Origin of the sequence: Gordonia hongkongensis, from assembly GCF_023078355.1 — a bacterium.
Classification (GTDB): domain Bacteria; phylum Actinomycetota; class Actinomycetes; order Mycobacteriales; family Mycobacteriaceae; genus Gordonia; species Gordonia hongkongensis.
Map to the genome: position 1 here is coordinate 1,505,757 of NZ_CP095552.1, position 20,815 is coordinate 1,526,571.

General features: G+C 67.4%; 23 protein-coding genes. 19 read left to right on the forward strand and 4 right to left on the reverse strand.

Annotation, left to right across the window (positions count from 1 at the left end; translation table 11 throughout):
* The first annotated feature begins 163 nt into the window (after positions 1-163).
* From MVF96_RS06820 to MVF96_RS06865, 10 genes are all read left to right on the forward strand, one after another.
* Positions 164-796, forward strand: a complete 633-nt coding sequence (locus tag MVF96_RS06820) for a hypothetical protein (protein WP_247451730.1) — start codon at positions 164-166, stop codon at positions 794-796.
* 138 nt (positions 797-934) lie between these two features.
* A complete protein-coding gene (locus tag MVF96_RS06825) occupies positions 935-1,801 on the forward strand; it encodes an ABC transporter permease (protein ID WP_078112196.1) in 867 nt (288 codons plus the stop codon).
* A 5-nt stretch (positions 1,802-1,806) separates the two neighbouring features.
* On the forward strand, positions 1,807-2,880 hold the full coding sequence (locus tag MVF96_RS06830) for a taurine ABC transporter substrate-binding protein (protein ID WP_247451731.1): 1,074 nt from the start codon (positions 1,807-1,809) through the stop codon (positions 2,878-2,880).
* A complete protein-coding gene (locus MVF96_RS06835) occupies positions 2,861-3,703 on the forward strand; it encodes an ABC transporter ATP-binding protein (protein ID WP_078112195.1) in 843 nt (280 codons plus the stop codon). The genes MVF96_RS06830 and MVF96_RS06835 overlap by 20 nt, the downstream gene beginning before the upstream one ends.
* Before the next feature lie 335 nt (positions 3,704-4,038).
* Positions 4,039-4,944: a TauD/TfdA dioxygenase family protein gene (locus tag MVF96_RS06840; protein ID WP_058251518.1), complete on the forward strand. Its 906-nt coding sequence runs from the start codon at positions 4,039-4,041 to the stop codon at positions 4,942-4,944.
* 176 nt (positions 4,945-5,120) lie between these two features.
* Positions 5,121-5,516 (forward strand): ArsR/SmtB family transcription factor, encoded by a 396-nt coding sequence (locus MVF96_RS06845; RefSeq protein ID WP_058251517.1) that lies wholly within the window; start codon positions 5,121-5,123, stop codon positions 5,514-5,516.
* Positions 5,513-6,007, forward strand: coding sequence for an SRPBCC domain-containing protein (locus MVF96_RS06850; RefSeq protein ID WP_247451732.1), 495 nt, complete (start codon positions 5,513-5,515; stop codon positions 6,005-6,007). Before MVF96_RS06845 ends, MVF96_RS06850 begins: the two co-directional genes overlap by 4 nt.
* A gap of 11 nt (positions 6,008-6,018) precedes the next feature.
* Positions 6,019-6,627 (forward strand): DinB family protein, encoded by a 609-nt coding sequence (locus MVF96_RS06855; protein ID WP_058251671.1) that lies wholly within the window; start codon positions 6,019-6,021, stop codon positions 6,625-6,627.
* On the forward strand, positions 6,596-8,074 hold the full coding sequence (locus MVF96_RS06860) for a sigma 54-interacting transcriptional regulator (protein ID WP_058251515.1): 1,479 nt from the start codon (positions 6,596-6,598) through the stop codon (positions 8,072-8,074). The genes MVF96_RS06855 and MVF96_RS06860 overlap by 32 nt, the downstream gene beginning before the upstream one ends.
* Before the next feature lie 142 nt (positions 8,075-8,216).
* On the forward strand, positions 8,217-10,220 hold the full coding sequence (locus MVF96_RS06865; RefSeq protein ID WP_058251514.1) for a VWA domain-containing protein: 2,004 nt from the start codon (positions 8,217-8,219) through the stop codon (positions 10,218-10,220).
* Positions 10,221-10,280: 60 nt separating this feature from the next.
* Here the strand turns inward: MVF96_RS06865 and MVF96_RS06870 are convergent, their stop codons facing one another.
* On the reverse strand, positions 10,281-10,979 hold the full coding sequence (locus MVF96_RS06870) for a hypothetical protein (RefSeq protein WP_058251513.1): 699 nt from the start codon (positions 10,977-10,979) through the stop codon (positions 10,281-10,283).
* A gap of 193 nt (positions 10,980-11,172) precedes the next feature.
* Between MVF96_RS06870 and MVF96_RS06875 the strand changes: the two genes are divergently transcribed.
* The gene (locus MVF96_RS06875) at positions 11,173-11,811 is read left to right on the forward strand and encodes a DUF1707 SHOCT-like domain-containing protein (RefSeq protein ID WP_175404315.1); all 639 of its coding nucleotides are present in this window, start codon (positions 11,173-11,175) and stop codon (positions 11,809-11,811) included.
* 6 nt (positions 11,812-11,817) lie between these two features.
* Here the strand turns inward: MVF96_RS06875 and MVF96_RS06880 are convergent, their stop codons facing one another.
* A complete protein-coding gene (locus MVF96_RS06880; RefSeq protein WP_058251512.1) occupies positions 11,818-12,753 on the reverse strand; it encodes an AEC family transporter in 936 nt (311 codons plus the stop codon).
* Positions 12,754-12,814: 61 nt separating this feature from the next.
* On the opposite strand from MVF96_RS06880, the gene MVF96_RS06885 reads away from it, so the two are divergent.
* The 4 genes from MVF96_RS06885 to MVF96_RS06900 all read left to right on the forward strand — a co-directional run bounded on the left by MVF96_RS06885 (position 12,815) and on the right by MVF96_RS06900 (position 15,732).
* A complete protein-coding gene (locus MVF96_RS06885) occupies positions 12,815-13,549 on the forward strand; it encodes a DUF4190 domain-containing protein (protein ID WP_058251511.1) in 735 nt (244 codons plus the stop codon).
* Positions 13,550-13,700: 151 nt separating this feature from the next.
* Positions 13,701-14,651, forward strand: a complete 951-nt coding sequence (locus MVF96_RS06890) for a DUF4190 domain-containing protein (RefSeq protein WP_058251510.1) — start codon at positions 13,701-13,703, stop codon at positions 14,649-14,651.
* Between the two features lie 180 nt (positions 14,652-14,831).
* On the forward strand, positions 14,832-15,005 hold the full coding sequence (gene rpmF / locus MVF96_RS06895) for a 50S ribosomal protein L32 (RefSeq protein WP_004020060.1): 174 nt from the start codon (positions 14,832-14,834) through the stop codon (positions 15,003-15,005).
* Between the two features lie 118 nt (positions 15,006-15,123).
* Positions 15,124-15,732 (forward strand): trimeric intracellular cation channel family protein, encoded by a 609-nt coding sequence (locus MVF96_RS06900; protein WP_247451733.1) that lies wholly within the window; start codon positions 15,124-15,126, stop codon positions 15,730-15,732.
* Positions 15,733-15,795: 63 nt separating this feature from the next.
* Here MVF96_RS06900 and MVF96_RS06905 read toward each other — a convergent pair whose 3' ends face one another.
* A complete protein-coding gene (locus MVF96_RS06905; protein WP_247451734.1) occupies positions 15,796-16,293 on the reverse strand; it encodes a hypothetical protein in 498 nt (165 codons plus the stop codon).
* A 193-nt stretch (positions 16,294-16,486) separates the two neighbouring features.
* On the opposite strand from MVF96_RS06905, the gene MVF96_RS06910 reads away from it, so the two are divergent.
* A complete protein-coding gene (locus MVF96_RS06910; protein ID WP_247451735.1) occupies positions 16,487-16,711 on the forward strand; it encodes a hypothetical protein in 225 nt (74 codons plus the stop codon).
* Positions 16,712-16,844: 133 nt separating this feature from the next.
* Here the strand turns inward: MVF96_RS06910 and MVF96_RS06915 are convergent, their stop codons facing one another.
* A complete protein-coding gene (locus MVF96_RS06915) occupies positions 16,845-17,615 on the reverse strand; it encodes an SDR family oxidoreductase (RefSeq protein WP_159370345.1) in 771 nt (256 codons plus the stop codon).
* Positions 17,616-17,808: 193 nt separating this feature from the next.
* Here MVF96_RS06915 and MVF96_RS06920 point away from each other — a divergent pair, with 193 nt between their 5' ends.
* From MVF96_RS06920 to MVF96_RS06930, 3 genes are all read left to right on the forward strand, one after another.
* Positions 17,809-18,732, forward strand: a complete 924-nt coding sequence (locus tag MVF96_RS06920; protein ID WP_004020056.1) for an AurF N-oxygenase family protein — start codon at positions 17,809-17,811, stop codon at positions 18,730-18,732.
* Positions 18,732-20,351: an FAD-dependent oxidoreductase gene (locus MVF96_RS06925; protein ID WP_247451736.1), complete on the forward strand. Its 1,620-nt coding sequence runs from the start codon at positions 18,732-18,734 to the stop codon at positions 20,349-20,351. The genes MVF96_RS06920 and MVF96_RS06925 overlap by 1 nt, the downstream gene beginning before the upstream one ends.
* A gap of 79 nt (positions 20,352-20,430) precedes the next feature.
* Positions 20,431-20,781 (forward strand): DUF2834 domain-containing protein, encoded by a 351-nt coding sequence (locus MVF96_RS06930; protein ID WP_065630220.1) that lies wholly within the window; start codon positions 20,431-20,433, stop codon positions 20,779-20,781.
* Positions 20,782-20,815: the final 34 nt, after the last annotated feature.

A 20,815-nucleotide genomic window follows, 5' to 3' on the forward strand; every position in this document is an offset into this window, starting at 1 on the left:
CCTCAGGGACCAGGGGTTTGCGGTTCTTTCGGATCAGGAAGCATGCGTACGCTTCCCGCACCTCGGACGCGCAGGCGTCTTGTCGTGCACCTCGGTCGCAAGGGTTTGTCGCTTAGGGCGGCTGGATGTGTGAGAGATGCTCACCGATCGGGGGTGTGAAGAGATGACGAACAGCAACACAGCGCGGTCGGGTGGCGATGACGCCGGTGACGAGACACCGTTGAGACTCTTCGGTTTCGAGTACGACGGGGCCGGCCACCGCGCGGAGGTCCTCGACTACTCCGGATGTGATGTGACGACGGTGATCTCGGACGCCGATTACTTCTTCACCGATCAGGGCAAGTTGTGGTCGCTCGCTGTCGTCGTCGACGATCGAGCCGACCATGAGCGATTGGTGTGGCTGTCGGGGTACGACTATCGGGAGCCCGCTCGAACACGGGTCGAGCGGGCAGGGCGAGCCGAGATGCAACTGCGATATCTTGCCTCCCGCTCCGCAGAGTCACGACCGGTGGTGCTTCCCGACGGCCTGCGGCTCATCCGCATGTTTCCCGAGTGGGGCGCCGGACCACTCTGGGAGAACTTCACCGAGAACTACCCCGCCGACCCATTGCGCCTGGGCCTCGACCCCGAGCTGGCAGCGGAGCTCACCGAGTGGAACGACGTGTGGAACGCGCGTCCACACGACGCCGACCTCGACGACGAACCCGGATGGACAGCCGCCGGAGTCGCGCTACACGCTCGCGTCCAGTCCGCGCTGGCCGGCGTCGCCGAGGTGACCGCGCAGTTCGTGTTCTAGGCAACGCCCACGCGGACGCGACCAGCGAAACCCCACGCCACAAGCACATCGCTCCGGATCCGTATGCATCCGGCGGGAGTTTTCCTCTCGGAGAGGAAAACTCTGGCCGCCGGGGTTCGCGATGTCTAGACATGCACGGTGACCTTGTTTGTGGACATCACCCCGGACGAAGCGGGTGGTGGGGCGGAGCGCACGTCGCCCGGCGGTTCGTCTCGCGCGCGATCGCTGTTGACCCGGGTGGGACTCCCGTTGCTCTCGGTGGTGCTGTTCGCCGCCGTGTGGCAGGTCGTCGCCGTCAGCGGGATCTGGAGTGAGACCTTCGTGCCGCGCCTGGGCACCGTGTGGCAGGCCTTTGTCGACATGTCCACGACGCACGACGGAGTCCGCGGCTATGCCGACTATTACTGGTGGGAACACCTGTACATGACGCTGCGCCGGGTCTTCGCAGGTGTGGCGATCGGCGTGATCCTCGGCGTGCTGCTTGGTCTGGCGATGGGAACGGTGGGGTGGTTCCGACGCCTGCTGGAACCGTGGCTCACGTTCCTGCGCGCTCTACCGCCGCTGGCCTACTTCTTCCTGTTGGTCATCTGGCTCGGCATCGACGAGGCGCCGAAGATCACGCTGCTGGCATTGGCCGCGCTACCGCCCGCGGCGGTGGCGACCACCGCCGCCGTCAGTGCCGCGCCGGTGAGTCTCATCGAGGCGGCGCGCGCGCTCGGGGCCTCGCGGTCCGAGGTGATCCGCGACGTCGTCGTACCGTCGGCGCTGCCCGAGACCTTCACCGGCGTAAGGCTTTCGGTCGGCATCGCGTATTCCTCCGTGGTCGCGGCCGAGCTGTTCAACGGCATCCCCGGAATCGGTGGCGTGGTCAAGGACGCCAGCAACTACAACAACACCCCCGTCGTCCTGGTCGGCATCATCGCCATCGGTCTGTCCGGACTGATCATCGACGGGCTCCTACGAACAATCGAGCACCGAGTGGTGCCGTGGCGCGGAAAGGCCTGAAAGACATGACAATCACACGCAAGAGGGCCGGTTCGTACCGGCTGCGCCGGTCGCGCTTCGGTGCGGTGCTCGGGATGATCGCCGCAGTGGCGCTGGTGCTCGCCGGTTGCTCGGTCGACAACTCCGGGGACGACAGCAAGCCGACGATCCGGCTCGCCTACCAGTCGTTCCCGAGCGGCGACCTGATCGTCAAGAACAACGGGTGGCTCGAAGAAGCGCTGCCGGACTACAACATCAAGTGGACCAAGTTCGACTCCGGTGCCGACATCAACACCGCGTTCGTCGCCAAAGAGGTCGACTTCGCCGCCATCGGCTCCAGCCCCGTGGCCCGTGGACTGTCCGCGCCGCTGAACATCCCGTACCAGGTGGCTTTCGTGCTCGACGTCGCCGGCGACAACGAGGCCCTTGTCGCGCGCAACGGAACCGGCATCGAGACCGTCGCCGATCTCAAGGGCAAGCGGATGGCGACAGCGTTCGCCTCGACCGCCCACTACAGCCTGCTGGCCGCGCTGAACCAGGCCGGCGTGAACCCGAAGGACGTGAACCTGATCGATCTGCAGCCGCAGGCCTCGCTGGCGGCCTGGCAGCGCGGCGACGTCGACGCGGTCTACACCTGGCTGCCCACGCTCGACGAATTGCGCCAGGACGGAACGACTCTCATCGCCAGCCGGCAATTGGCCACCGCTGGCAAGCCCACGCTCGACCTCGGTGTGGTCTCCAGTGAATTCGCGACGGCGAACCCTGAGGTCGTGAACACCTGGCGGCAGGTCCAGGCCCGCGCGCTCACCCTCATCAAGGACGACCCGCAGGCCGCTGCCGACGCCGTCGCCGCACAGCTGGGCACGACCCCGGAGGATGCGGCCAACCAGTTGAAGCAGGGCACCTTCCTCACCGTCGCGGAGCTGACCAGTCCGACGTGGCTCGGTACCCAGGGCAACCCGGGCAATCTCTCCGAGAACCTACACAGCGCGGCGGTGTTCCTCGCCGAGCAGCAGCAGATCCCGGCCGCACCGCCGATCGAGACCTTCCGCGAGGCCATCTACACAGAGGGATTGCCGGGTGTCCTCGAACAGCAGTAGTCCGCCGGACCGACCCGAGGGGCGACGCGTCTCGATCCGTCTGCACAACGTGTCCCAGAGGTACGGGACAGGTGCGGACGCCGTGACCGCGGTCGGCCCGGTCGACCTGGACGTCCCGCCGGGCGAGTTCCTGGTGCTGGTGGGTGCGTCCGGATGCGGCAAGTCCACCCTCCTGCGACTCATCGCCGGGTTCGAACCCGCGACGGTGGGGAGGGTGGAGGTGTCGGGAGGCGCCCCGGTACCCGGGGTGACCTCCGGAGTCGTCTTCCAGCAACCGCGCCTGTTCCCGTGGAAGACGGTGGGCGGCAACGTCGATCTCGCGCTCAAGTACGCGAAGGTCCCCAAATCCGAACGGGTGGCACGCCGCGCCGAACTCCTCGAACGCGTCGGTCTGGACGACACCGCCGGCCGGCGCATCTGGGAGATCTCCGGCGGGCAACAGCAGCGGGTGGCCATCGCCCGTGCGCTGGCGGCCGATACGCCGTTGCTGCTGCTCGACGAGCCGTTCGCGGCGCTGGACGCCCTCACGCGGGAACGGTTGCAGGAGGATGTGCGGGCGGTGAGCGCGGACAGCGGACGCACCAACGTCTTCGTCACCCACAGCGCCGACGAGGCAGCGTTCCTGGGAAGTCGGATCATCGTGCTCACCAAACGACCGGGACAGGTCGCACTGGACCTCACCTCGACGTTGCCGCGCACCGGCGTCGAACCCGACGAACTACGCGGTTCACCCGAATACGCCGCCCTGCGCGCCGAGATCGGTGCCGCGGTGAAGGAGGCCGCCGTGAAAGATGCTGAGGTGAAGGATGCCGCGGTCGCATGAGCGGCCGGGCCTTTTCCTCAGCGTGGGCTCAACCCTGTGCGGTGGCGCGGCGTCCGGTTAGGAAGTGGGGGTGTCCTCCGTTCCAGCGTCGTCCGCCACCGCAGTGGCTTCGACTCGGCTCGTCGACCTCGACGCGCTCCTTCGTCGCTTGCTCGGCCCGGCGGCTCCGCTCCTCGCCGGCTCAACCAGCGGAAATACGCGAGGCGCGTTCGGCTCGATCAGCGCACACCAGGGCACCCTCCACTCGATGAACTGGGCGGACGGATCGCACCACGGTTCGCCGCCGGCGCACCCCGCTCCGACCCCCGCCTTCATCGACCTGGAGAACAATCCTCATGACCACCACCTCTCACCCCGTCGCCACCACGCACCGTCCTGACGCCGGAACCATCTCCGGCGGAGTCGAATTCGACATCGACGAGTTCGGCCCGAGTTTCGGTGCCGAGATCCGCGGCGTCGATGTCGCATCCGCCACCGACGCACAGGTGTCCGCGTTGCGCCGGGCGCTGATCGACTACAAGGTCATCGTCCTGCGCGATCAGCACCTCGACGACGAGGCGCACATCCGGTTCGGAAATCGGCTGGGAGACCTGACCTTCGGGCATCCGGTGTGGAACAGCGGCGACGTCCCCGGCGAGGTCTACTCGCTCGACAGCGCCGACAACGGCTTCGCCGACGTGTGGCACACCGATGTCACCTTCATGCCGCGTCCGCCGATGGGCTCGATCCTGCGTCCGGTTGTGTTGCCGCGCAACGGCGGTGACACCAACTGGGCGGACGCCGAGCTCGCGTACCAGTCGCTGTCGGAACCGGTTCGGCGGATGATCGACGGACTCAGCGCGGTACACGACGGCAACCGCGAATTCGGTTACTACCTCAAGCAACGACGCAACGGCCGCGGCAACACCTGGGACGGTGAGGAGGTCACCGAGCTGGTGCCGGTCACCCATCCGGTGGTGCGCATCCATCCCGAGACGGGCCGGAAGTCGTTGTTCGTCAATCCCGGTTTCACGTCGCACATCGACGGCGTCTCCGAGGCGGAGAGCCGCGGCATCCTGGACCTGCTCTACGCACACCTCACCAAGCCCGAACACATCGTCCGGCACCGTTGGCGTCTCGGCGATCTCGTCCTCTGGGACAACCGGAACACGCTGCACTACGCGAACCGCGACTACGGTGACGCCCGCCGGGTGATGCACCGGATCACCCTGCGCGGCGAGGCGCCCATCGGACCTGCCTGACCGCGACGTCCCGACGATCCCGAACTCCCACCATCGGCCACCCGGCCGGCGGTGGGAGTTCTCGATGCCGCTCAGTGCGTCGTACACGAGCCGGGACCAGCTTATTCAACCGAGGGGTTGACAAGGTCGACGATCCGGCGCACCATCGTATTCAACCAAACGGTTGAGGAGGTCGGATGGCAGACGAGTTGTCCAAGGTGTTCGCCGCACTCGCGGACCCGACGCGGCGCGACATGGTTGCGCGGCTGGCGGTCTCGGATGCGACGGTCAGCCAACTCGCCGAACCGTACGACGTCAGCATCCAGGCCGTCTCGAAGCACCTGAAGGTGCTGCAGGACGCCGGCCTGGTGACCCGAACCCGGGAGGCCCAAACCCGTCCGGTCCATCTGGAAGCAGAGGTGTTCGACCTCATGACCAAATGGATCGAGCGGTACCGGAAGCGGGCGGAGGAGCGCTACCAGCGCCTCGACGCGTTGCTCGCCGAGATGAACGACGGCCCCGAGGCCCAGCATCCGACGGTGTCGGACCCCGAGGTCGAACAACCACTCCACAAGGAAGGAAAGGTGTCATGACCGCAACGCAGACCCGCTATCCCGAGGCCGCCATCGAGGCCGACAAAGAGGTCCCCCTCATCCGGATCACCCGCGACTTCCGCGGAACTCCCGCCCAGCTGATTAAGGGCCACACCGACCCCGAACTCTTCGTCCGGTGGGTCGGGCCGGACGCGATCAGCAGCCGGGTCATCGAGTGGGACGTCCGCGACGGCGGCAGCTGGAGCTATGTCTCCACCCACGAGGGGCAGGAGTTCGGATTCCGCGGGTGCTTCCACACCGTGGGCGAAGACAAGATCGTGCAGACGTTCACCTTCCTCGGCATGCCCGATGCGGTGTCGCTGGAGACCCTGTGGTTCGAGGATCTGGGCGACGGCACGACGCGGCTCCACGCCCAATCCCTGTGCGACAGCTTCGAAGCGCGCGACGGTTGGCTCGCCTCGGGCATGGAGGTCGGCGTGAACGAGGGATACGCCGCACTCGACCGCATGCTCACCGAGGGCGAGATCTGATCGTGTCCGGCGTGACCCTGCCGGAACTGGATGCATCGTCGCGTCACCGAGAGGTGGCCTCCGACTTCGCGGAGGCCATCGCCGACGTCCGCGACTGGGAGGTGCCGACGCCGGTCGACGGGTGGGTGGCACGCGACGTCGTGGCCCACCTCGTCGACTGGTTCACCGGCTTCCTCGCCGCCGGTGGGGTGGCCCTGCCCGCGGGACCCGCTGTCGCCGACGACCCGGCCGGGGCGTGGTCACAGCACGCCGCCTCGGTGCAGGCACTCCTCGACGGACCGACCGCCGAGGACACGTTCACCCACCCGATGGCGGGCGAGCATCGACTCGTCGAGGCAATCGACCGGTTCTACACCGCCGACGTGTACATGCACACGTGGGATCTCGCCCGATCCCAGGGCGTCACCCCCGACCTCGACCCCGGATTCGCCGGACAACTGCTCGAGGGCATGGCGTCCATCGACGACATCCTCCGCAGTTCGGGTCAGTACGGTCCGAAGGTCGAGGTGGACGCCGATGCCGACCCGGTGAGTCGCCTCATGGGATTCATCGGCCGGGACCCGCGGTGGACGCCGGCGACGAGGAGCGATGACGAGCACGCGCTCGACAACGCGGAGTAGCCTCGATGAGGTGCCAGACGACAACTTCACCACGCATGGCTCCCAGTCGACCGAAACCCGGCATCCGTCACCCCGAACCCTGGGTGAACTGCGTGCCAGCGGTCACGTGCAGCGCAGTGTGCGCGACGAGATCCGCAACAACCTCCTGTCCGCACTCCGCGAGGGGCGCGACCCCTGGCCGGGCATCGTGGGCTTCGAGGCGACGGTCATCCCGCAGTTGGAACGGGCCCTGATCGCCGGCCACGACGTCGTCATGCTCGGCGAGCGCGGCCAGGGCAAGACCCGCATCCTGCGCACCCTCGTCGGGCTCCTCGACGAGTGGACGCCGGTCATCGCGGGTTCCGAGCTGGCCGAGCATCCCTACGAACCCATCACCCCCGGGTCGATTCGGAAGGCCGCCAACCTGCTCGATGATCTGCCGATCGAGTGGCGTCACCGTTCGCAGCGCTACAGCGAGAAGCTGGCCACGCCGGACACCTCCGTGGCCGACCTCGTCGGTGACATCGACCCGATGAAGGTCGCCGAGGGTCGCAGCCTCGGCGACCCGGAGACGATCCACTTCGGGCTCATCCCGCGCTCGCACCGCGGCATCGTGGCCATCAACGAGCTGCCCGACCTCGCCGAGCGCATCCAGGTGTCGATGCTGAACGTGATGGAGGAGCGCGACATCCAGGTCCGCGGGTACACCCTGCGACTGCCGCTCGACGTCCTGGTGATGGCCAGTGCCAACCCCGAGGACTACACCAACCGCGGCCGGATCATCACCCCGCTCAAGGATCGCTTCGGCGCCGAGATCCGGACGCACTACCCGCTCGAGCTCGACGACGAGGTGTCGGTGATCGAGCAGGAGGCGGATCTGACCGCCAGCGTCCCGACCTTCATCACCGAGATCCTGGCGCGGTTCACCCGCTACGCCCGTGACCACCCGTCGATCGACCAGCGATCGGGAGTTTCCGCCCGCTTCTCGATCGCCGGTGCCGAAACCGTTGCGGCCGCGGCGCTTCACCGGGCGACGGTGACGGGCGAGGACCAGGCGGTGGCACGCGTGGTCGATCTCGAGTCGGTGATCGAGGTGCTGCGCGGCAAGATCGAGTTCGAGTCCGGCGAAGAGGGCCGGGAACTCGAGATCCTCGAGCACCTGATGCGCAAGTCCATCGCCGACGCGGTGCGTGCCCACCTCGGCGGCGTCGACATGGCGCCGCTCGTCGCCGCCCTCGAGAACGGCGAGCCGGTGGTCACCGGTGACCGGGTGCGTGCCGACGACCTGCTGGGTTCCATCCCGTCGCCGGACACCACCTCCGGCGTTCTGGACCAGATCGCCGAGCGCCTCGAAGCGGACTCGGACGGGGAGCGTGCCAGTGCGGTCGAGCTCGCGCTCGAGGGACTCTTCCTCGCCCGTCGGATCGGCAAGGAGGCCGACGAGACCGGGCAGACCATCTACGGGTGACCCTTCGTGGCTCGCTTCGCTCGCACCTCAGGGGGCAGGGGCTCGCTGCGAGAGCGAGAGTGCAGGAACCGCCTTTGCTCCCTGAGGTGCGAGGAGCGTTAGCGACGAGCCACGAAGGGTTCGCGACAAACGAGGAGAACACATGGCGCGCAAGAGCTTCCACCGTTCGCGCTACCAGCGGTACAGCGGCGGACCCGATCCGCTCGCGCCGCCGGTCGATCTGCGCGAGGCGTTGGAGACGATCGGCGACGATGTCATGGCCGGCGCGTCGCCGCAGCGGGCGCTCCGAGAGATGCTGCGTCGCGGGACACCGAACATGCGCGGACTCGACAAGTTGCGCGAGCAGATCAACCGTCGCCGGCAGGAACTGCTGAAGAAGCGCAACCTCGACGGCACCTTCGCCGAGATCCGTGAACTCCTCGACCGTGCGGTACTCGAGGAGCGCAAGCAACTCGCCCGCGATCTCGACGACGACGCCCGCTTCGCCGAGATGCAGATCGGAAGTCTGCCGCCGTCGACCGCCCAGGCCGTCGAAGAGCTGTCGGAGTACAACTGGCGCAGTCCGCAGGCGCGTGAGGACTACGACAAGATCAAGGACCTGCTCGGCCGGGAGTTGCTCGACCAGCGCTTCGCCGGCATGAAGGAAGCGCTCGAGGGGGCGAACGAGCAGGATCGGCAACGGATCTCGGAGATGCTCGGCGACCTCAACGAGCTCCTCGCCGCGCACAACCGGGGCGAGGACACCACCGAGGCATTCGACGAGTTCATGGCCAAGCACGGTGAGTTCTTCCCGGAGAACCCGCGCAACACCGAGGAACTCATCGATTCCCTCGCCCAGCGCGCGGCCGCGGCCCAACAGTTCTACAACTCGCTGACCCCTGAGCAGCGCGCCGAGCTCGACCAGCTGGCGCAGCAGGCGTTCGGGTCGCCGGACCTCATGAACCAACTGGCGCAGATGGATTCGCAGCTCCGGGCGGCTCGACCGGGTCTGGACTGGGACGACGCGCAGTCGTTCTCCGGCGACCAGCCGATGGGACTGGGCGAGGGGGCCGCGGCACTACGCGACATCTCCGAACTCGAGGCGCTCTCCGAGCAGCTGTCACAGCAGTATGCCGGCGCGCAGATGGACGACATCGATCTCGACGCGCTCGCCCGGCAGCTCGGCGACGACGCGGCGGTCGACGCGAGAATGCTGGCCGAGCTCGAGAAGGCGCTGTCCGAGCAAGGCTTCTTCGACCGCACCGCAGACGGTCAGCTCCGGCTGAGTCCGAAAGCGATGCGCCAGCTCGGTCAGTCGATCTTCCGCGACATCGCCGAGCAGCTGTCGGGCCGCCGGGGCGATCGCCAGACCCGCCAGACCGGACTGCTCGGCGAGCCTACCGGCGCTTCCCGGGAGTGGGAATTCGGCGACACCGACCCCTGGGACGTCACCCGGACCGTGTCGAATGCGGTGCTGCGCACCGTGTCCGAGACACACGAACCGTCGCTCGCGACGTCGGAGATGGCGCGATCGGGAGTGCGTATCGACGTCCGCGACGTCGAGGTCTCGGAGACCGAGAGCCGTACGCAGGCAGCGGTGGTCCTGCTCGTGGACACGTCCTTCTCGATGGAGATGGAGGGCCGGTGGACGCCGATGAAGCGCACCGCGATCGCCCTGAATCATCTGATCTCCACGCGCTTCCGCAGCGACGAACTCCACCTCATCGCGTTCGGAAGATACGCGCGGTCGATCGACATCGCCGAGCTCACCGGTCTGCAACCGCGGATGGAGCAGGGGACCAACCTGCATCACGCACTGTTGCTCGCCCAGCGGCACCTCCGGCGGTTCCCGAATGCGCAGCCGGTGGTCCTGGTGGTCACCGACGGAGAGCCGACCGCGCATCTCGATCCGAGTGGGGAACCGTTCTTCTTCTATCCGCCGCACCCGCAGACCATCGCGCTGACGGTTCGGGAACTCGACCATGTCGCGCGAATCGGCGCCCAGGTCACGTTCTTCCGTCTCGGCGAGGATCCCGGGCTGGCCCACTTCATGGATCAGATCGCCCGCCGGATCGGCGGACGCGTGGTGGCGCCGGACGTCGACGGTCTCGGTGCCGCCGTGGTCGGCGACTATCTGCGGGCCCGGAAGGGGCGTCGGCGCGGCTGATCGACGCCCCGTCGATGAGCGCCGCGGCGACGTCGGCGCGAATGTGTCGGCGCGAGAATGTCAGACGGTCTTCGGCTTTCGGCCGGCGATGATCCAGAGCACGATGCCCACCAGTGCGAGCAGGCCGCCGAAACCGCCGCCGACAACGGCCAGCAGCACGCCGCCGACGCCGCGGAGGATGCCGGACGCGTCGATGGATGCGACGACGGCCGGCGAATCGCACTGGAACGAGTAGGTGCCGGATTCCACGACCTCGAACGAATCGAACGATTCGACCCCGGAACCGTCGAAGGTGAACTCGGTCGTCGAGTTCGTACCCGACGCCAGCGCAGCGGGACCGGTGATCTCGCAGGCGGGTACGCCGTTCGTGCTGCTGCTGCTGAACAACTGGAACTCGTCACCGGCGTCGTAGTACTGCTCGGCGGTGGGGTTGACCTCGAACGCCTTGTCGGCCACGTTCCCGATACCGGCGATCGCCATGACCACCCCGACGGTGACCGACAGGACCAGGATCAGCACACCGAGCAGGGTCAGGATCTTGCCCCACCGTCGCATCCCGGCGCGGTCCTTGCGCGGGGGAGGGGGCGGTGGATACCCGCCGTACGCGGCGGGTTGTCCGAAGCCGCCCGACGGCGCGTACCCGCTGTCCGGGTAGGGCGGCTGCTGGGGATGCGATTGGCCGTACGGCGACTGGTAACCCGAGGGCGTCGGTCCCGGTCGGCCGTCGCCGGGCTGCCCGGGATCGTAGGGCTGGCTCATCTTCGCCTCCGATGTACGCCGGTCGGCCGTCCCGCCCGGACTCGTTGAATTATGCCGCTCGGCCGGGTCTTTCGTCGGGCAGTTGGCCAGAGGGGTCGTCGATGCGAGGTACCGGCCCGACGACTCCTCGGGGTCGTCTCCGGGGAAAGATCAGGGTGGTCGTGCCGGACTCGGGCAACTAGGGTTTCCAGACGTGACCCAACCCGGCGATTCACCGATGCCCGACGACCGGCGTGCCCGACTCCGCGCCGCGGATGCGGACCGCGAACTGGTCCACGAGATCCTCTCCGCCGCCATGGCGCACGGCAGCCTGTCCCCGGTCGAGTACGAGGAGCGGGCCGGAAAAGCGGTCCTCGCGAAGACCTTTGGTGACCTCGACGCCCTGACCGACGACCTCCCGGTGGCACAACTCGGCGTCGCGATGCCTGCGGCCAGCCTGTCTCCGGGCCCGCGGGTGACGGGCGGCAGCGCGGACACGGCCGTCCGCCACCGGTTGGCCATCATGTCCGGGAGCGAGCTGTCCGGGACGGCGGTGGTCGCCGATCAACTCACCGCCACCGCCATCATGGGCGGGGTCGAACTGGACCTTCGCGAGGTGGAGTTCACCGCGCCGGTGCTGACGGTCCAGTGCGTGGCGATCATGGGCGGGGTCGAGATCAAGATGCCCGACGGAGTGACCGTCGAGATCGGGGGACTGGGCATCATGGGCGGATTCAGCGGCCGGTCGCGAAAGGCGTCCCGGCCCGGCGCGCCAGTGGTACGGGTGACCGGACTGGCGCTGATGGGCGGCGTCGACGTCAAGTACGTGCCCCGGGAGGAGCCCGACGACTGAGGAAGTTCAGGCGAGCAGCAGGGCGATGATCATGATGGTGGGTATCGACGTGAGCGTCGTGATCAGTGCCGTGTCCCGGGCGAGGATCTGGCCGCGCCGGTAACGGGTCGCGTACACCAGGACATTCTGCGCGGTCGGCAACGCCGCGATGATCACCTGCGCGAACAACGCCTCACCGGTCTGCCCGAATCCCCAACGGGCGATGGCGTAGACGGCCAGCGGCATGACGATCATCTTCAGCACGCTTGCCAGTGCGATGTCGCGGCGGGGGCTCGCACCCTTCTTGAACACCGCGACGCCGGTGAGCGACAGGCCGAATGCCAGCAGCGCCGCCGGCACGGAGGCGTCACCGAGCATCTTCACCGGGGACATCACGGCCGCGGGCGGGCTCCAGCCGATCAGCGAGACCGACAGACCGGCGAGTCCGCCGACGACGATCGGATTGGTGATCGGCGCGACGAGCGAGTCCCGCAGCAGCGATCTTCCCGAATCCCGGTCCAGCGCGGTGAGATCCAGCGCGAGCAACGCGATCGGTGAGTAGATCAGGATCTGGAACAGCAGCAGCGGCGCGATGAACGACGCGTCGTCGAGAACGAAGATCGCGATCGGAAGACCCAGATTGACGCTGTTGACATACGACGACGACAGGCCGCCGATCACGAGTTCGGGAACCGCGCGTCGAAACCACAGTTTGGCGACGACGACGTACAGCGCACCGATCAGAAACGCGCTGCCGCCCGCGATCACCAGCGTCGACGAGAAGACAACCGACAGATCGGAGGTGACCATGGAGTGGAACAGCAGCGCCGGTGTGAAGACGAAGAACACCAGGCGGGAAAGGACTTCGTGGGCGTGGTCGCCGATGACACGCGTGCGCCCGAGGAGATATCCCACCCCGACTACAATGAAGATCACCGTGAAGCCGGAGATGACGCCAGACACCGGTTGAGTCTAATCGTTAGGCTGGTGAACACATCGTGTCGGATCTACATGGGGGTTGTGCGTGAGTTATCCACCGGGACAGGGCTCGGGCCAGGGCCAGGACGACTGGGGTACGGTGCCGAGCTCGGGGTCCTCGGGCAACTCGGGTCCCAACCTCTCCAAGGGTGACCAGGGCCAGGGTGCCGCACCCGAGTACGCGCCGACCGAGTACGGCCAGACCTACCAGCCGGGTCCGTCGTCGGACCCCTACGGCCAGAACGTCTACGGGCAGAACCCGTATGGTCAGGAGCAGTACGGCCAGAGTCCGTACGGATCGCCGGCCGGCAACCAGGGCTACGGGACGCCGAGCCAGGATCCCTACGCACAGCCGCCGGGTGGGTCCTACGGTCAGGTCAACGATCCCTACCAGGCGCCGGCGTACGGCGGCGCGTACGGGTCGCAGAACCCCTACGGCGCGGCACCCTACGGCGGCGGTTACGGATACGCGCCGCCGCAGAAGACCAACGGCAAGGCGATCGCGGCCTTGATCTGTGGCATCGTCGGCGTCGTCTCGCTGATCGCCTGCTTGTTCTTCTCGTTCTTCCTGTCGATACCGGTCGGCATCGCGGCCGTCGTGCTGGGGTTCATGGCGCGACGTGACATCGAACAGTCCGGTGGCACGCAGAGTGGTTCGGGGATGGGCCTGGCGGGGATCATCACCGGCGCGCTCGCCATCGTCGGTGGCGTGGTGTGGACCGTTCTGTTCATCGTCCTGATCGTCGCCGGCGACACGAGCTCCTCCACCTACTACTACTGAACGAATTTCGGGCCGATCCGGGGTCGTGTTCATCGACTCCGGCCCAGTTCGGAGCCCTTTCTCACTAAGCTGTGCGTGATGCACGGCCGGTTGGTCGTGCACGCATCTCCCCGCGTTGTCCCGCTGCGGCACAGCTTGTGAAAGGCATCCGATGACCACTCCGACCGGGGGTAGCGATCCGACGGATCCGGCCCAGGCACCGCAATCCCCACCGTCCGGCCCACCTTCGGACACCTCGGCAACCGACCCGTCGCCGTGGGAACCGACCCAGAAGGCGGCGGTCCCCGACGAGGTGCCGGACTCGGTGCCGGTGACCTCGACACCCGGGACCGGACCGGATGACACGGAGATTCCCGAGTCGCACAGTCCGGCCGACGGTGTCACCCGGGTCATCCGCACCGGTGGACCGTCGAATCCGTCCGCTGCACAGCCGGTTCCGCCGCCACCCGCGCCCAGTGGCCCCGGGGACCCGGGTCCGGGTGGCCCGGCCCCGTCCGGTTACGACGCCACGCGCGTGATCTCGACGCGGTCCCCGGCGGGACCGCCACCGGGACAAGCCCCACCACCTCCCCGGCCGGGCTTCGGTCAGCAGCAGGGATACGGACAGCAGGGATACGGACAGCAGGGATACGGACAGCCGCAGGGTTACGGACCGCCGGGTCAGGGGCAACCCGGACCCGGCCGGCCGGGATATGGACCCCCGCCGGGGTACGGTCAGCCTCCGCAGGGTCCGCCCCCGGGTCGGTCCGGGCAACCGTTCGCCACGCTCGGTGATGCCCGATCCGCGGAATCGGCCTCCGCCGACTCCCGCCCCGCAGGCGGCCGGCCCGTCGACGCCGATGGCCCGTCGACCAACAAACTGGCCGTGGCCGCCCTGGCGGCCTCACTGCTGGGTCTCCTGTGCGTCGGGGTCGGCGGCATCGTCGGGCTGGTGCTCGGCATCGTCGCGCGGAGACAGATCGCGGCGTCGGGTGGCAGGCAGACCGGTGATGGGGTGGCGCTCACCGCGGTCATCATCGGGGCGTTCATCATCGTCGTGTGGGTTGCATACTGGGTGGCCATCGCGTTGACCGACCTCCGATCGCCGTGGGGCTACCTCTGAAGTAGGCGACCCCGGGCGCGTGCGGATCGGCCATTTTGGAATCGGGCGTCCTCGCCAGGTAGTCTGGTCGGGTTGTGTGCCGCGGCCGCGCCGGGTCGAGGGGTGCACTGATGGGGCCGATCCAGTGATGCCAGGCGTCACCACCGGCCACGCAGACCACAGTAGGAGAAGGGCTCAACCATGGCTGTACCGAAGCGCCGGATGTCGCGGGCGAACACCCGTAGCCGTCGTTCGCAGTGGAAGGCGGAAAACCCCGCACTGCAAGAAGAGAAGGTGAACGGCGTCCCCGTGCGGATTCCGCGTCGCCTGGTCAAGGCGGCTCGCGCCGGTCTCATCGACCTGGATCGTCGCTAGCCTCGTTCGGTCGCCGTACCGGCGCCGCACTGTCATACCGATGACCGCCCCTGGCTCGCCCGGGGCGGTCATTCGCGTGCTGACCGACTGGCCTGTCCCTGGATATTGAGGTGATCTCGTGGTGTTCGACGTGCTCAACTTCGCGGGTATCGCGGTGTTCGCGGCGTCGGGGGCGATGCTCGGGGTCCGCAAGGACTTCGACATGTGGGGGATCATCACCGTCGGCGTGCTCACCGGGGTCGGCGGCGGCGTATTGCGCGACGTCCTGCTGGGGATCACCCCGCCCGCGTCGATCAGCGGGTGGGGTCCCATCGTCACCGCAACTGTCGCCGGCCTCGTCGTCTTCTTCTTCCATCCCGCCTTCACGGCACTGCACCGGTCGATACTCGTGCTTGACGCATTCGGGATGGGGCTCTTCGCGGCCACGGGTGCGAGCATCGCCCTCGACGTCGGGGCGAGCCCGTTCGCCGCGACGACCGTCGGGCTCCTCACCGCGGTGGGTGGCGGCGTGCTCCGCGACATGATCTCGAACGAGATCCCGCTCCTCCTCACACCCGCCGACCTCTACGCCGTACCCGCGGTACTCGGTGCCGCCATCGTCGCGGTCGGCGGGACGTACACCTCGGCGGCGCACTGGATCTGGCTCGTCGTCGGATCTGTCCTCGCGACCGCGCTGCGCCTGGTGAGCCTCCGGTTCGCGCTGCGGCTCCCGACCGCACGACGCTGACCTTGCCGCAAACCCACCCGGTCCGAGCGCGGCGGATCTACGGAAAAGGGGTGGGTTTGCGAGTCACTCGACGCCGCCGAGTCGAAGTGCCTTCTTGATCTGCGCGTAGAAGCGCGCCTTGTCGGCGAGGTCCGGCCATGTCCACCGCACGACGGTGTACCCCTGCGCGCGCAGCCTGTCCTCACGCGCCTTCTCTTCGACCACCGTCTGCCACGCGGGCTCGTCGCCGAGGCCGCCGCTGTACTTGATCATGCCGTCGAATTCGCCTATCACCCTGTTCGCCAGCAGGAAGTCGACGCGAGCGATGAACACGCCGTGGTCGTCGAAGATCTTGACCTGCTGTCGTGGTATCGGCAGGTCGGGGAACTCGAGCATGACTGCGCGACTGAGGGATTCGCCGATGCTCTCCGACGATGCGTTCGCGTGTGCCAGCGCGCGGCGGAGCATCTCGACACCCTTGAATCCTCGGCACGAGTCGAGGATCTGTCTCATCTGGTCCGGATCGGCGTCACGTCGAAGCGCGGCGTCGAGCACCGCAAGGGCCTGCCGGTTGGTTCCCACTCGCGCGACATCACATGCAGTGCGCAGATGGATGTCACCGTGACCCCGTCGATGACGTCGATGTCCTGCGGCTTGACGGTGGCCTGATGTCTGACGATGTGCTTGGCCCGTTCCCGACTTTCGGCGACGTCACATGGACCTGCGACAGGTCGGGCCACAGCATCGGCAACCTGTGCATGGCAGCTGACGAAGCGTGACTGAAGATCCGACCGGGTCGTCCGGCCCTTGCCGCAGCGATGACGGTCAAGCGGTGCTTCTCGACTGCCTGGAGTTCGCTGACCGCGGTGAAGTCAGCCAACGCGCCTGGCCGGAGCCGCACGAGGGTCTTGTTGCCGACCAAGTGCTGCAACTGTTCATCGCTGATGTGGGTGCCGGCGGCTTCTTTGCGGAGAATCAGGCCATGCGGATCGGTGGGTAGGTCCATACGAATCAGACGCATGAATGCGCCGTCCGGGCCCACCTTCCGACAAACCCACCCCTTCTCCGTAGACCCACCTGGTTCGAGCGCGGTGGATCTACGGAAAAGGGGTGGGTTTGCGAGTGGGGGTGGACTACTGCGCGATGTACTTGTTGACCGCGCGGTTCAGGAAGTTCGGGATGAACTTGGCGGCGTTCTGCAGGAACAGGGTCTGCGCGCCGACGGAGTAGCTGGTGCGGTGGAGCAGTTTGTCCTGACGGGTCGGGTGCACCGACTCCCAGATCTTCTCGGCGACCTGTTCGGGAGTGATCCGGATGCCCAGGGTCTTCGTCGACTTGGCGCCGCCGGTGGCGAGGGCGGTCTTCGCCCACAGGGGCCAGATGCTGACGACGCGGATGTCGTCGTGCTCCCATTCCAGTTCGAGCGCCTCGGTCAGGCCCGCCACGAAGAACTTGGTCGCCGAGTAGACCGCGATGCCGGGCTGACCGTAGATCGCCGACGCCGATCCGATGTTCACCAGGTGCGCGCCCGGCGTCTTCTTCAGGTACGGGTATGCGGCCTGGGCGCCGAGCGCGACGCCGAGGGCGTCGATGTCGATCTGCCGCTTGATCTGGTCCGGCGTGATGTGGTCGATCTGGCCCTCGTGGAGGATGCCGGCATTGTTGTCGAGGACGTCGAGTGTGCCGCCGGTGCGCGAGGTGAACTCGGCGAGAGCTTCGGCCCACTGCTCCGGCTCGCGGACGTCGAGGGTGCCGGTGATGAAGTCGGGATGGTCGGCCTTCACCTTCGCCAGCGCGTCGGCATCGACGTCGTAGACGCCGACTGTCCACCCGTCGCGGCCGAAACGCTCCGCGGTGGCGAGACCGATTCCGGCAGCGCCGCCGGTGATGAAGATGGAGGGCATGGAGAACTCCTTGCAACTGAACGGACGGCTTCGACGCCGCTGACCTGCGAGGACGATCCTCGGCGCTGAACTTACCGGTGAGTATATTCGTCGATTCGTTTACTCGGTCACACGGCGGTGCTATCTTGACAACACGCATTGTCATTACATCGATCATTGTCACGATCGACGACGACCGGGAAGTGAGTTCTCCATGACCGCCGCGATGGAACGATCCGAGAATGTCATCAGTCTCCGGGACCAGGGCACCGAAGAGGTCTCGGCACGGCTGTTGGCATCGGCCGCCCGGCTGTCGCGCAACGCGATGACCGAGATCGACTGGTCGAAGCCGATGGACCCCACCAAGTACGGGTGCAGTCCGGAATGGTCGTCGCTGTACGGGACCGCGTACTGGGACGAGCTCACCGAGGAACAGCGGATCTCGGTGACGCGCCACGAGTTCGCCTCGATCATGAACATCGGGATCTGGTTCGAGATGATCCTGCAGGAGATGGTCATCCGCGACCAGTACCTCGGCGACTACCACGGTTCGGAGTTCCAATTCGCGCTCACCGAGGTCGCCGACGAGTGCCGGCACTCGTTGATGTTCGCCAAGGCGTCGGAGAAGATGGTCGGCGCCTCCTACCATCCGTCGAAGAAGGTCTCGCGCCTCGGCAAGATCTTCATGCAGACCGCGAAGAACGAGGTCGCCTACGCCGGCATCCTGGTCGCCGAAGAGGTCCTGGACGTCTTCCAGCGCGGCTGCATGCGCGACGACCGCGTGCTCGACTTCATCCGCACGGTCAACGAGATCCATGTGCTCGAGGAATCGCGCCACATGAAGTTCGCGCGCGAAGAGGTGCGTGACTCGCTGGAGGGTGTCAGCTGGGCGCGCCGCCAGTTCAGTGCGTTCGCGGTCGCCGTCGGCGCCTACTTCATCGTGACGAGTCTGGTGCAGCCCAAGGCCTTTGCCGACGCCGGGCTCGACGTCGACCGCGCGGTCCGGGAGATGCGCAGCAACTCGCACTTTCACTCGATGATCCGCAGCAGCTGCGCGCACCTCATGGAATTCCTCGACGAGGTCGGACTGTTGACCAAGCCCGCCATGCGGTACTACCGGAAAGCGCACATGCTCTGATGTTCGTCATCACCCAATCGTGTTGCAGTGACGCAGCATGCGTGGCCGTGTGCCCGGTCAACTGCATCCATCCGACACCGGAGGAGCGCGGCTTCGGCAGCTCCGACATCCTGCACATCGACCCCGAGGCGTGTATCGATTGCGGCGCATGCGCCGACGCCTGCCCCGTCGACGCCATCTACCCGGCGGACAAACTCGGCACCCGCGACAAGGTCTTCATCGACATCAACGCGGACTACTACAAGACCAACCCGGAGGTTCGCTCGGGCTGGGCGCCCATCGGTGACGACTCCGCGTCGTCGATCACTTATCCGGACGTGCCGAAACTGCCTGCGGGACTTCGGGTCGCGCTGGTCGGAACGGGTCCCTCCGGTGGGTACGCCCTGCGCACGCTGCTCGACCGCACCGAGGCGCAGGTCACCGTCATCGACAAACTCCCCACTCCCGGTGGGCTCGTGCGCGCCGGTGTCGCCCCGGACCACCCGGGCACCAAGGGCGTGCTCCGCGGGTTCGACCTGCTTTACCGCGACCCGCGCGTCACGATGCTGACCAACGTGACCATCGGGGACGGGCCCGACCAGGTGACGCCGGCCGAACTGGCCGAGCATTTCGACGCGGTGTTCTACGCGGTCGGTGCCAGTGAGTCACGGCGCCTGGGAATTCCGGGTGAGGACCTTCCGGGTTCGACGTCGGCCACCGATCTGGTCGCTTGGTACAACGGCGTGCCCGGTGTCGATGCCGGGCCACCGCTGCGCCGCGGAACCGCCGACGACCCGGCGACGGGTCGAGCGGTCGTGGTCGGTACGGGCAACGTGGCCCTCGATGTCGCGCGAATCCTCGTGTCCCCGCCGGATTTGTTGGCCACCACCGACATCGCCGACCGTGCGCTCGAACTGCTCGCCGAGCAGAATGTCCACGAAGTGGTGCTGCTGGGCCGTCGCGACCAAGCGTCCGCGGCCTACACCGCGGCCGAATACCGCGCGCTGTCGGAGATCCCGGGTGTCGAGGTCGAGGTGATCGAGGACGCCGAATGTGCCGATCTCGCCCGGTTCCGTCATCCCGCCGACCCGAAGCGCCGGCGGATCGTGTTCCTGTTCCACAGCAGTCCCGAAGAGATCACCGGTGATTCGCAGGTCGAGTCGATCACGGTGCGCACGGGGGAGGGGCGTCACCACGTCGCCACCGATCTCGTGGTGCGCTCGATCGGCTATCGCTCCACCCCGATCCCGGGTCTCACCTTCGACGACGCGCGCGGCGTCTTCAGCAACGTCGACGGCCGCCTCGTCGACGAGACAGGTGCGATCGTGCCGGGCGGATATGTGCTCGGCTGGGCCAAGCGCGGACCCAGCGGCGGCATCGGCGCCAACAAGATGTGCGCGACGCGGACCGTCGAGGACTTCATCGCCGACGCCGCGGCGGGCCGGCTGCCGCGGACCGAACGCGAGCCCGGAGCCTTCGGTGCGTTGGTGCGCACACGCGTCCGGACGGTGATCGGCTACCGCGGGATGCGGGCCATCGACCGTCGCGAACGGCGTCGCGGCCTCGAACAGGGCCGGCCCCGTGTGAAGTTCACCCAGGTCGCCGAGATGGTGGGCGCCGCGGGATGGCGTCGGACCTGACGGCCACCGCTCCGGTTTCGGGCCGGGGTGCCGCTCTGCCGTGCCACCATCGAGGTTCCGACGCGTCGAGGAGGGCCTGATGACGACCGATTCCGACCAGAAGTGGCGAGAGCGATCATTGTTCCTCGTCTTCCTGTCCGCGCTGGTCACGCAGAACGCCATCGCGATCCCCTACGTACGACAGAACGGGCCGGGGTCGGTCAAGGACTTCTTCGTGGGGGACATCCTGAAGACGACGCCCGGACGGTTCGCGATGGTCGACCTGACGTTCGTCGTCATCGGCTTCCACGTGTGGGCGCTCGCGGAGGCCCGCCGCCTGCGCATCCTGCCGTGGTGGCTGGCGTCGGTCGTGCTGACCTTCGGCGTCGGCATCGCCACCGCGATCCCGTTCTTCTTCCTCGCCCGGGAGCGTGCGCTGGGGTCGCGGTAGCGGCGTCGCGCGCGCCCGCTGGCGCTCTCGCGGG